The 211-nt window shown below is 71.1% G+C and carries 1 protein-coding gene; it reads left to right on the forward strand.

The annotated features are described in order from the left end of the window. The coding region (locus tag ADK41_RS16115) for an acyltransferase domain-containing protein (RefSeq protein WP_158717754.1) at window positions 1-211 on the forward strand (211 nt) is incomplete at both ends.

Genomic DNA, 211 nt, shown 5'->3' on the forward strand with positions numbered 1-211 from the left:
TCAGGGGTCGCAGCGGTTGGGTATGGGGCGTGAGCTGTACGGTCGTTTCCCGGTGTTCGCGGAGGCGTTCGACGCGGTGTGCGCGGGCCTGGACGGGCACCTGGAACGGCCGCTGCGTGAGGTGGTGTGGGGTGAGGACGCGGAGGCGCTGAACCGGACCGCCTACGCCCAGGCCGGACTGTTCGCGGTCGAGGTGGCGCTGTACCGCCTC

Source organism: Streptomyces caelestis (assembly GCF_001279005.1).
GTDB classification, from domain to species: Bacteria; Actinomycetota; Actinomycetes; order Streptomycetales; family Streptomycetaceae; genus Streptomyces; species Streptomyces heliomycini.